General features: G+C 64.2%; 11 protein-coding genes. 5 read left to right on the forward strand and 6 right to left on the reverse strand.

Features of this window, described 5'->3' with window-relative positions:
• Positions 1-2: 2 nt before the first annotated feature.
• Positions 3-689, reverse strand: coding sequence for a transcriptional regulator BetI (gene betI, locus FJ426_RS30165; protein ID WP_224647079.1), 687 nt, complete (start codon positions 687-689; stop codon positions 3-5).
• Positions 690-716: 27 nt separating this feature from the next.
• Positions 717-1,517 (reverse strand): class I SAM-dependent methyltransferase, encoded by an 801-nt coding sequence (locus FJ426_RS30170; protein WP_140561592.1) that lies wholly within the window; start codon positions 1,515-1,517, stop codon positions 717-719.
• A 201-nt stretch (positions 1,518-1,718) separates the two neighbouring features.
• Between FJ426_RS30170 and FJ426_RS30175 the strand changes: the two genes are divergently transcribed.
• Genes FJ426_RS30175 through FJ426_RS30190 form a run of 4 tightly spaced genes read left to right on the forward strand, consistent with a single transcriptional unit; the run spans position 1,719 to position 6,422 of the window.
• Positions 1,719-3,338, forward strand: coding sequence for an NAD(P)/FAD-dependent oxidoreductase (locus tag FJ426_RS30175; protein WP_140561590.1), 1,620 nt, complete (start codon positions 1,719-1,721; stop codon positions 3,336-3,338).
• Positions 3,325-4,890, forward strand: a complete 1,566-nt coding sequence (locus tag FJ426_RS30180) for an NAD(P)/FAD-dependent oxidoreductase (protein WP_140561588.1) — start codon at positions 3,325-3,327, stop codon at positions 4,888-4,890. Before FJ426_RS30175 ends, FJ426_RS30180 begins: the two co-directional genes overlap by 14 nt.
• 51 nt (positions 4,891-4,941) lie before the next feature.
• Positions 4,942-6,165, forward strand: coding sequence for an aminomethyltransferase family protein (locus FJ426_RS30185; protein WP_140561586.1), 1,224 nt, complete (start codon positions 4,942-4,944; stop codon positions 6,163-6,165).
• A 2-nt stretch (positions 6,166-6,167) separates the two neighbouring features.
• A complete protein-coding gene (locus FJ426_RS30190) occupies positions 6,168-6,422 on the forward strand; it encodes a hypothetical protein (RefSeq protein ID WP_140500602.1) in 255 nt (84 codons plus the stop codon).
• A gap of 5 nt (positions 6,423-6,427) precedes the next feature.
• Here the strand turns inward: FJ426_RS30190 and FJ426_RS30195 are convergent, their stop codons facing one another.
• The 4 genes from FJ426_RS30195 to FJ426_RS30210 all read right to left on the reverse strand — a co-directional run bounded on the left by FJ426_RS30195 (position 6,428) and on the right by FJ426_RS30210 (position 9,505).
• Complete coding sequence (locus FJ426_RS30195) at positions 6,428-7,486, reverse strand: dipeptidase (protein ID WP_140825684.1); 1,059 nt, start codon at positions 7,484-7,486, stop codon at positions 6,428-6,430.
• 153 nt (positions 7,487-7,639) lie between these two features.
• On the reverse strand, positions 7,640-7,939 hold the full coding sequence (locus FJ426_RS30200; protein WP_140500600.1) for a GNAT family N-acetyltransferase: 300 nt from the start codon (positions 7,937-7,939) through the stop codon (positions 7,640-7,642).
• The gene (locus tag FJ426_RS30205) at positions 7,932-8,561 is read right to left on the reverse strand and encodes an alpha/beta hydrolase (RefSeq protein ID WP_140525475.1); all 630 of its coding nucleotides are present in this window, start codon (positions 8,559-8,561) and stop codon (positions 7,932-7,934) included. The genes FJ426_RS30200 and FJ426_RS30205 overlap by 8 nt, the downstream gene beginning before the upstream one ends.
• Before the next feature lie 11 nt (positions 8,562-8,572).
• A complete protein-coding gene (locus FJ426_RS30210; protein ID WP_140517894.1) occupies positions 8,573-9,505 on the reverse strand; it encodes a VOC family protein in 933 nt (310 codons plus the stop codon).
• A 221-nt stretch (positions 9,506-9,726) separates the two neighbouring features.
• Between FJ426_RS30210 and FJ426_RS30215 the strand changes: the two genes are divergently transcribed.
• On the forward strand, positions 9,727-11,292 hold the full coding sequence (locus FJ426_RS30215; protein WP_140561584.1) for an alkaline phosphatase family protein: 1,566 nt from the start codon (positions 9,727-9,729) through the stop codon (positions 11,290-11,292).
• Positions 11,293-11,374: the final 82 nt, after the last annotated feature.

Below are 11,374 nucleotides of genomic sequence, written 5' to 3' on the forward strand. Positions count from 1 at the left end.
CTTCATGCCTTGCGACGGGTGGCGGCTGCTCCCTGGTAATGTTTGGGGAATGCGGCCGACAGGAATTCGTTGGCTGCCTGCAAGGCGCTCTCGCGGGTGGTGTCTTCGGTGCCCATCATCAAGCGCAGCCACAGCCCCTCCAGCATCGCGCTGAGCGCCAGCGCCATGACCTGCGGCTCGTAGTCATATCCGCCGCTTTGCTTGAGCGTCGCGCAAAGCTCGATGAAGATGTTCTGGTAGACGGCATCGCGGGCGCTGCTCAGCGCCTGGTAGGTCGGCCGCGACTTGGCCTCGCCCCAGAAGGCGCACCAGGCCGCCAGCTTGCGCTTGTTGCAGATCGAACGGTCGAAATCGGCCGCGACCAGGGTCCGCAACTGGTCGGCGGGGTCGTTCCCCGCTTTCTCCAAGGCATTGCGCCAATGCGCCGAGTACTCGTCATACATATGCTGCAAGGTCGCGATCAGCAGTTTTTCCTTGCTCTCGAAATGGAAATTGACGATGCCGCGCGACAGGCCCGCGCCATCGGCGACGTCGGCCATCGTCGTCTCCGAATAGCCGCGCTTGGCCAGCGAATCGATCGTCGCCTCGATCAGCTGAAGCTGCCTGACCTCCTTGGAGGCCTTGCGCCCGCGTTTCTCGGGTTCGCTCGATGCCTCGGCGGACTGCTCTTGGCGTGCTGCAATTTTCATGGGTGCGGTCATGCTCCACATCGCCGGCTAGCCGACCATCTTCGGTTTTTGCCCGCGAAGATGAGTGGGACGGTGCTCGCCACTGTCAAGCACCTTCTGCATGGCCTCCCAGGTTCGTATGTTCTTGTCGACATAGGCGGCGCCCACTGCCGCCGCGACCGTCGGATAGAGCGGCCCCTTCAGCCTTTCCAGTTCGCCCCGCGCCACCTCGCGGTACCAGGGATTGCGGTCGCGAACCGCGATCTCGGCAAAGCCCGCCTGGCGCATCGCCTGTGAGTAACGCGCCGGCGAGGCCATCGCGAAGGACAGCCCTTCGGCGGCGACATAGGCCTTCATCTCCGGTGATGGTTCGCCGTCATGCGAGATCATCCAGTTTGATGCCGCAAAGGCGCCGCCGGCCTTGAGCACGCGGAATATCTCCGCAAACAGCGCATCCTTGTCGGCGACATGCAGCAGCGCATCCTTGGAGAAGACGACGTCGAACGACTGATCCTCGAAAGGCAACCGCCCAGGCGGCGCCTGAATGAAGCTGGCGCGGTCGGCAAGCCCGCGGGAGGCTGCCCGGCGCCTGGCCGTTTCGATCACTGGCCGCTCGACATCGAAGCCGGTGACGTGCGCGGCGCCATGCCGTTCGACCAGATGCAGCGTGATGCCTCCGGACCCGCAGCCGATGTCGAGCACGGTCTTGCCTGCGAGCGAAAGTCCCTCGAGCACGCGGTCGACTTCGTCGGGCCCGCCCGGCGACAGGTAGCCGTCGCCCCACAGCGCCTCGAGGAAGCGGATGGCGGCTCCGTCGTACTCCGGCTCGGCCTCGGCCGTTTCGATCATCAACCCTCGATCCCCAATCGACGAATGTCCGTCTCGAACGCCTGCAAAGCCTAGCCCAGGTCTGGGAAAACGCAACATCATTTGTTGAACATTCATTCAATACGGCTGGACAAAACGACGACTACCGTGCCAAATTTCGCGCATTGAGGGGACGGATTACGCCAAAATGAACAGCGGATCGCATGGAAAGACTGGGCCAAAATGAAAGCTTGGGATGCGATCGTCATCGGCGGCGGACACAACGGACTGGTCAACGCCTGCTATCTCCAGCGCGCCGGGCTCGACGTGCTGGTGGTGGAGAAGAATCCCTGGGTCGGCGGCGCCGCCACCAGCCGGGAATTGACGTCGGGCTTCCTCTATTCCAACTGTTCCTATGTCTGTTCGCTGTTTCGCCCTGAAATCATGCGCGACCTCGAACTGCCGCGCTTCGGCCTGCAGGTTATCTCCTATGAGGGCGGCGCGGTGTTCACCAGGGATGGCGATTATCTCGCCAATTACCGGGACCATGATGCACACCGGCGCGAATTTGCGCGCTTCTCGAAACGCGATGCCGAAGCCTACGACCGTTATGCGCGCGACGTGACGCGCCAGTGCCGTTTCATCCAGCCGCTGTTGATGCGCACCGCGCCCGACCCGACCAGTCTGCGGCCGCGGGATCTGGGCGAGCTCCTTTATCTGGGCAAGAAATTCGCGGGCCTGTCGGCGGAGGAAATGGCGCTGACGCTGCGCTTCTGGACCATGTCGATCTCAGACTTCCTCGATGAATATTTCGAGACCGATGTCATCAAGGCCAATTTCGCTTTGTCCGGCATCATCGGCACGGCGCTCGGGCCGATGTCGCCCGGCACGGCTTATGTGCTGCTGCACCACTATATGGGCGAGGTTGACGGCTCGGTCGGCGCCTGGGGTTATGCGCGCGGCGGCATGGGCGCGGTGACCAAAGCGCTGGCGGCGTCCTTCAAGGCGTCGGGTGGAACCATTCGCACCGGCGCCGAGGTCGACCATGTTCTGGTGAGCCGCGGCAAGGCCAAGGGTGTGGTGCTGGCCGGCGGTGAGGAGATCCGTGGCAAGCTCGTCGTCTCCAACGCCGACGTGAAGCGAACCTTCCTGAAGCTGGTCGAGGAAAAGGAACTGCCCGAGATTTTCCTGCGCCGGGTCAGGAACTTCAAGATCCGAGGCTCGTCCGGCAAGGTCAACATCGCGCTGGACTCGATGCCCGAATTCCCCGCTCTGCCGAAGGATTCGCCGGTTTATCGCGGCGACATGCATTTCACCGATTCGATGGAGCGCATGGAGCGCGCCTATGACGACTGGAAGGCCGGGCGCTGGTCGGCCGATCCTTTCCTCGACATGGTCATCCCGACGACGCTCGACCCGACGATGGCGCCGCCGGGAAAACACTTCATGAGCTGCTTCGTGCAATACGCGCCGCCCAAGGTAAACGGCCATGAATGGTCCGACGCCGATCGCGACGGATTCGCCGAAAGCGTGATCGCGCAGATTGCCGACTACTCGCCCGGCTTTCGCGACCGCATCGTCCACATGGAGGTGCGCACGCCGCGCGAAATCGAGGCCGAGGTCGGGCTCACCGAAGGCAACATCTTCCAGGGCGAACTGACCTTCGACCAGCTTCTGTTCAACCGCCCGGTGCCGGGCTACGCGCAATACCGCTCACCGGTCGGCGGGCTTTACATGTGCGGCTCCTCGACCCATCCCGGCGGCGGCGTCATGGGCGCGCCCGGACGCAATGCCGCGGCCGAGATCCTGCGCGATCTCGCCAAATCGATCTCACATATGAGCCCGGCCCATGACGTCATATGATGCCATCGTCATCGGCGGCGGCCATAATGGCCTCGTCACTGCTGCCACGCTGGCGAAGGCCAGCCGCAAGGTGCTGGTGCTGGAGGCCGGAAAAGAAGTCGGCGGCGCCGCGCGCACGGAGGAATTCGCGCCGGGTTTTCACGTCTCGTCGATCGCCCATCTGCTGAACAGGCTGCACCCCGACGTGGTGAAGACGCTGGAGCTGGAGAAGCATGGCTTGCGGATTACCCCAGACGACTTCGCGCCGTCGGTTGCGCTGTCGATGGACGGCCCCTCGCTGGTCCTGCACGGCGCCTATGGCGAAATGCTGACCGGTGCAAGTTCGTCGGAGCAATCCGCGTGGAAGCAGTTGCGCGCGCAGCTGCTGCGCTACGCCGGCATCCTGGAACCCTTCCTCTCGCGTCGTCCGCCCGAGCTGGCCGGCATGTCGCTGCTGGAGACAGCGGCGCTCGGCCAGGCCGCACTGGCGCTGAAAAGGCTCGGCAAGGAAGACATGCGCGATTTCCTGCGTGTGCTTTTGATGAACGTCGCCGACCTGCTCGACGAGCAGCTTGCCGACAACAGGCTGAAAGGGCTGCTTGCCTTCGATACGACGCTCGGCAGCCATCTCGGTCCGCGCTCGCCCACCTCGCTGCTCGGCCTCTATTACCGGCTGGCCGGCGAGGTCGGCGGTGCGGCCGGCGCGCAGATAGTGCCGAAGGGCGGCATGGGCGCGGTGATCGCCGCCATCCGCGCCTCGGCCGAAAAGGCCGGCGTGAACGTCCGCACATCGGCGCCTGTCGCAAGGATCATTGTCGAGAAAGGCCGTGCCGTCGGTATCGCATTGGACAATGGCGAGGTGCTGCGCGCCAGGACGATCGTCTCCGCGACAAATCCGGCGACGACTTTGCTCGACCTTGTCGGTCCACGCGAACTCGACACCGGCTTCGTGCGCAAGGTGAACAACATCCGCATGAAAGGTGATGTCGCCAAGCTTCACCTGGCGCTCGACAGGCCGCCGCAATTCACAGGTGTCGATGCCGCCGGCCACAGGGGGCGGCTGGTTATCGCCCCCTCGCCCGATCATGTCGAGCGCGCCTTCAATCCATCCAAATACGGCGCGTTCTCGCCCGAACCGGTGATGGAGATCACGCTGCCCAGCCTCGCCGATCCATCACTCGCGCCCGACGGCGCCTGCGTGCTGTCGGCGGTGGTGCAATACGCGCCCTATGCTCTGAAAGAGGGATGGGGCGCCGGCAAGGCGAAATTCCTGGAGGCAATCATGGCTCAGCTCGAAGCCTACGCGCCAGGCATCGGCAAGACGATGCGCCACACCGAGCTCTTGACGCCCGCCGACATCGAAACGCGCTACCGCATGCCGGGCGGCCACTGGCACCACGGCGAGTTGCAGGCCGACCAGATGCTGATCTCGCGCCCGGTCTCGGGCTGGTCCGGCTACGACACACCGCTCGACGGGCTGTTTCTCGCCGGTGCCGGTTCACATCCCGGCGGCGGCGTCTCCGGCGCACCTGGATTGAACGCCGCTCGACGCATCATTGCGATGAAGGGGTAAGGCGATGTTTCAGTTGGCGGCAGTCGCGTTCTACGGCGAAGGATCGCCAGCATGAATCAGCAACCATCATCCGCCCGCATCGCCGCCCAATCCCACTTCCGCACGTTGCGTCTCGGCACGCCTTTCCAGCCGCGCATCGATGCTCTGGCCAAGACCCAGGATTGGTACAACTGGGCGGGCTACCGCGCCCCCCATTCGCTGTGGGACGAGGAGCTCGAATATTTCGCCATTCGCAGCCAGTCGGCGCTCTTCGACATCTCGCCGATGACCAAGTACCGCGTCGAGGGACCGGACGCCCAGGCCTTCCTCGACCGCGTCACGCTGCGCGACGTGACCAGGCTGAAGCCGGGCCGCGTCCATTATACCGCATGGTGCGACGACGAGGGCTTCGTCCTCGATGACGGCACGCTGTTCCGGCTCTCGCCGATGCGGTTCCGGCTGTGCTCGCAGGAGCGGCATTTGCCTTGGCTGCTCGACAGCGCCATTGGATTCGATGTGACGGTGGAGGAAGAGACCGAAGCCGTCGCGGGCCTGGCACTGCAAGGTCCGACCTCTTTCGCCGTGCTGCGTGATGCCGGTTTTGCCGATGTCGGAAAGCTGAAGGCATTCGACCTCGCCGAATTCCCGCATGATGGCGAAACCGTCACCATCTCGCGCACCGGCTTCACCGGCGACCTCGGCTATGAATTGTTCATGCCGGTCGACAAGGCGCTGAGCCTGTGGGACCGGCTGATGGCGGCCGGCGAACTGCGCGGCATCCGCGCCATCGGCTACACCGCGCTCAACCGCGCCCGGATCGAGGCCGGGCTGATCGTCGCCAATGCCGACTTCACGACGGCCGAACACGCCATCCGCGCCGACCGCTTGCGCATGCCCGATGAGATCGGGCTCGGCTTCATGATCGACCTGGAAAAGGCCCATTTCAACGGCCGTCGCGCCATCTTCGAGGCGCGCGCCAAGCGCAAGCTGCGGCATGTGCTGGTCGGGCTGGAGATCGAAGGCAACATCCCGGCCGAACACGCCATCGTCTATCACAGAAAGAGCCAGGAGGTCGGGCTGGTCAGCGCCGCCATGTGGTCGCCGATGGCCAAGCGCAACATCGCCATCGCTTCGCTGGTGCGACCATATGGTGATACTGTCGTCGACGACCTCTGGGTCGAGATCTACGCAATGCGCGAGCTGCAATACCAAAAGCTGATGAAGCGGGCCAAGGTGGTGCCGCGGCCGTTCATCAAGCTCGATCGCCGCACCGCCAATCCGCCGGCGGATTTCTGACCATGGACGAGGAAGCCGACAAGCAGCAAGAAGAGGCGGCCGAACAGTGGGAACTGGTCAACACGCCGCTCGGCGAAAAATGGTCGGGCCGCACACGCTATGCCGCCGCCATGTTCTTCTACAAGCGCGGCGAGATGAGCGCCGAGACGCTTGAGGTCTACCGCATCTGCGCGCGGCTCGATTCGGAAAACCCGCTGCCGATCATCCGCGACCGCGGCGTCGGCAAGGACTGGCTGAAGCGCATGGGGTTCGGCTGACCTGCCTATCCTATGGTTCTTTCCAGCATGGCCAGCCAGTTTCGGTAGGCGATCTTTTCGATCAGCGCGCGGCCGAAGCCGCGTGCGGCGAGCGCATCGATGAGCTTCGGCAGACCGGCGGCGTCGCCAATGACGGCCGGGATCATGGCTCCGTCGAAATCGGAGCCGAGGCCAACCCCATCCTCACCCAGCGCCTGCAGCAGGGAATCGATGTGGCGCACCATGATGTCGCGGCCGGTATCGGCATTCATCTTTCCGTCCTCGCGCAGGAAGCCGGTGGCGAAGTTCAGCCCGACCATGCCGCCGGTTTCGCGAATCGCGCCGAGCTGCCAGTCGGTGAGATTGCGTGAGTGGCCGCAGATCGCATGCACGTTGGAATGGGTCGCGACCAGCGGCGCATCGCTGAGCGCGGCGACGTCACGAAACCCCTTCTCGTTGAGATGCGACAGGTCGATCATGATCCTGAGTTGGTTGCAGGCCTTGACCAGCGCCTTGCCGGCATCGGTCAAGCCGGGACCGGTATCGGGCGAGGACGGAAAGCGGAACGGCACGCCATGGCCGAAAGCGTTCGGGCGGCTCCAGACGATGCCGAGCGAGCGCAAGCCGGCGGCATGCAGCACGTCGAGCATGGTGAGTTCGGGATCGATCGCCTCGACCCCTTCGATATGGAATACCGCAGCGATCGACTCGCGCGCCATGGCGCCGCGCACATCTGCGGCATTGCGGCAGACGCTCAGCGCTCCGGCCCGTTCCAGCCTGAACAGGATCGAGGCCATCGCAATCGTCGAGGCCAGCGCATCGCTGTGCGGGAGTTCGGGCGGCAAAGGCTCGGCATCGCTGGGCGTCGACGGGACAGCGCCGCGCCGGCCTCTCTCGACAGGCGGCGGGAAGATCGCGAACATGCCGCCGGCGAACCCGCCGGCCCGTGCGCGCGGCAGGTCGATATGGCCGCCCGATTTCCCTTCCATGAACAGCTTTTCGACGTCCGGGTCTTTCGACTGATAGAGTCTGAGCAGCGTGTCGTTATGGCCGTCGAAGACGGGAACGAGATCGGTTTCGGTCATGAAGGGATCATTCGGTTCGATGTGTCGCACGCTGCCCGCGATATATCATATCTACTTAGGCAAGATGGGCCGAGCGTGCAAATGCCAAAGCCGTGCTGGCCTATCAGACTGTTTTACTCCCGCGGGTCCCGAATGGTAAAGCGCCGGCTGATCCTACCCCTTCAGCACGTCGGCCCACTCCGGATGGCGGCGGAACTGGGCGTTGGCGAAGGGACAGAGCGGGATGATCTTCTTGCCCGCCGCGCGCGCGTCCTCGACGGCGCGGGTGACGAGCCGAAGCCCAGCACCCTGGCCGCGAAACGCGTCGGGCACTTCGGTGTGGTCGATGATGATCTGGTGCTCGCCGATCCTGGTGAAGGTCATCTCCGCCTCGGCGCCGCCCGGACCACGCAGCACGTAGCGGCCCTTGGAACCACGATCTTCGAGTTCGATCTCCGGCAGTTGGTCAGGCATCACTTACTCCTTGGGCCACGCCGGCAAGGAGCTGCCGCGCCGCCTCGATTTCGTTCGGCCGCACTTCGTGCCCGCCTTCATGCCACTCCACTGTGACATCGGCGCCATCGGCGCGCAAATAGGCTTCGAGCCGCGAAGTCAGGTTCGGCGGACAGATCGGATCCCGCCTGCCGGCGGTCACCAGAATGCGGCGCCCGGCAAGACTGCCGTTCACCTCCGGTTCGAACGGGATCAGCGGGTGCATCAGCACCGCCGCGTCGAACAGGTCAGGGGCTTCGAACAGCAGCGACGCCAGGATGTTGGCGCCGTTGGAGTAGCCGAGAGCGTGTATCGCCGACGGCTTCGCCGCTGCTATCTGCGCCTTGACGAAGCCCGCCATCTTCCGAGTCGCGCGCGCCAGGTCCTGCATGTCATAGACGCCCTCGCCGGTGCGACGGAAAAAGCGCGCAGCGCCTTGTTCAGACACATCGCCGCGTGGCGAGATGATGGTTGCCTGGGGCGCGAGATCGCGCCCCAGCGAGACGAGCTGGCCCTCGTCGCCTCCGGTGCCATGGAAGACGAAGAGCAGCGGACCGCCCGGCGAACCGGGCAGCACCTTGTGGATGTAGCTGTCTGTGCTCATGACCCCGCCCCTCAGTCTTCCAACTTCTGCAGATGCTTTTCGAGATAGGGCCGCAGGTGCTGATGCTGCGCCGGCAGCTTCAAGGCTTCACCGAGATGGGCGGTGTCCTCGTCGCGGTCGAAGCCCGGCTCGTTGGTGGCGACTTCGAACAGAACGCCGCCCGGCGTGCGGAAATAGATCGCCCAGAAGTAATCGCGGTCGATCACTGGCGTCACCTGGTAGCCGGTATCCATCAGCGCCTTGCGCACTTCGAGCTGCCTGGCTCGATCCTCGACGGCGAAAGCGACGTGATGGACCGAGCCCGCGCCGAGATCGGCAAAGGCGGCACCGGGTAGCGATTCGATGTCGACGACGTCGGCGCCATTGCCGTTCCTGATCGCCAGCCGCCTGACATTGCCGGATTTGTCGAGCTCCTCATAGCCCATGAACTTCAAGAGTTCCTCGGTGGCGCCGCCATCCTTCAGGCGCAGCGACACGGAGTGAAAGCCCCGGATCGCCTCGTCGGCGGGAATGCCGCCCTTCACCCATGGCGCGCGCGTGTCGGCCCTGTCCTCGACGAGCGCGAAACCGTCGCCGTCCGGTCCGGCGAAGGCCAGACGCTTCTCGCCAAAGGTCTCTTCGCGCGACAGGCCGGCGATACCTTCCTCGGCGAAGCGCCTTTCCCAATAGGCGAGCGTGCCTTCCGGCACCGAATAGGCGGTGGTGCCGACTTCGCCGACGCCGTGACGGCCCTTGCCGATATTGGGAAACGGAAAATAGGTCATCACCGAACCCGGCGTGCCGAGCTCGTCGGCATAGTAGAGGTGGTAGACGTCGGGCGCGTCGAAATTGACCGTTTTCTTGACCCGGCGCAGGCCGAGCTTCCCAGTGAAGAACTCATTGTTCTGGCGGGCATCGCTGGCCATCGAGGTGACGTGATGCAAACCCTTGATCTGGTCGAGCATGAGTGCTGCTCCCTTGTTCTATTGCGGCCCCTGCCGCTGTCCTCGCCAATATGAGCATCGGCCTGTTCCCGTCAAAGGCGACAAAGACGGGATGGACTGTACTCTGGAAGTGAACAATCGAAAGCAGTTTGTTCACCGAACCACCAGCAGCCCGGGCTTGCGCCGGGGCGGGATTTCGGTTCCATGAGCGACGCTCGCACATTAGCCAAGGATTATCGCCAGTGACCGGAAAAGGCAGGCGTCCGAACGTTCTCCTGATCACCTGCGATCAATGGCGCGGCGATTGCCTTTCGGCGGCCGGCCATCCCCTGGTGAAGACGCCGAATGCCGACGCATTGGCAGCGGAAGGCGTATTGTTCAAGCGGCACTATGGCGGCGCGGCACCCTGCTCGCCGGCCCGTGCCTGCCTCTATACCGGCCTCTACCAGATGAATAACCGGGTTTGCCGCAACGGCACGCCGCTCGATGCCCGTCACGGCAATATAGCGCTTTCGGCGCGCGCGCTGGGCTACGATCCGACGCTGTTCGGCTACACCGACGTATCGCTGGATCCGCGCCGGCTCGCTCCGGCTGATCCGCGGCTGCGAAGCTATGAAGGCGTGCTTCCTGGTTTCACGGTGCGCCAATTGCTGCCAGAGCATCAGAAGCAGTGGCTGTCATGGCTGGGAATGCAGGGCATCGATACCGACGCCGGCTCCCCCGCGATCCATCGACCGGCGAACGGGGCAGGCGACGCCGGCTCCGTGACGACTGCGCCGCCCGTCTATTCGAAGGAGCAGACGCCGACGGCTTTTCTTGCCGGCGAATTCATCCGATGGCTGGGCGAACAGGATCATGCCGCGCCCTGGTTCGCGCATCTCTCTTTCATCAGCCCACATCCGCCCTTCATCGCGCCTGCACCATACGACGCGATGTACGACCCCGCCGACGGCCCCGGCTTTCGCCGCGCGGCAGGCTGGCAGAAAGAGGCGGACAGCCATCCCTATCTCGCCTACGATTTCGGCAGGCAGAAAAAGCACAAGTTTCGACCTGGCGCCGCCGGCAGCGTACATGACTGGAGCGAGGATGATTTCCGCCGCATCCGCGCGATCTATTACGGCATGATCTCGGAAGTCGATGCGCAGCTCGGCCGTATCTGGCAGGCGGTCAAGACGGCGGGCGCGTGGGACGACACGATCGTTGTGCTTACCTCCGACCATGCCGAGATGATGGGCGACCATTTCATGCTGGGCAAAGGCGGCTTCTTCGACGCCAGCTATCATATCCCCCTGGTCATCCGCGACCCGCGTCACGGCCACACCGCAGGCGTGGCCGTCGACCGCTTTACCGAGGCGGTGGACATATTGCCGACCTTGCTCGACCTGCTGGGCGGCGAACCGGCGCCGCATCTCGACGGTCACTCGCTGCGGCCGTTCATCGTCGGCGAGGAGCCGTCGGACTGGCGCGACGCCGCGCATTGGGAATTCGATTTTCGTTCGATCGCGGAAGGCGAAGCCGAACGGCATTTCGGCCATGCCTCGCGCCAGTGCAATCTCGCCGTGATCCGCACGGAAAAATTCAAATATGTGCATTTCGGCGGCGGCCTGCCGCCCTTGCTGTTCGACCTGGAGAAGGATCCCGCCGAGCTCGCCAATCTCGCCGCCGATCCCGCCTATCTCCCGACCAGGCTCGAGTTCGCCGAACGGCTGCTTGCCTGGCGGGCCGAACATCTCGACCAGTCGCTGGCGCTGGCGGAGCTGACCAGGGATGGCGTTGTGGGCTATGTAAGTAGGGCAGTAGGGGAATAGGGAATCCCTACTGCCCTACTGCCCTACTGCCCTACTGCCCTACTGCCCTACTGCCCTACTGCCCTACTGCCCTACTGCCCTA

Source organism: Mesorhizobium sp. B2-6-4 (assembly GCF_006441495.1).
Lineage (GTDB): Bacteria > Pseudomonadota > Alphaproteobacteria > Rhizobiales > Rhizobiaceae > Mesorhizobium.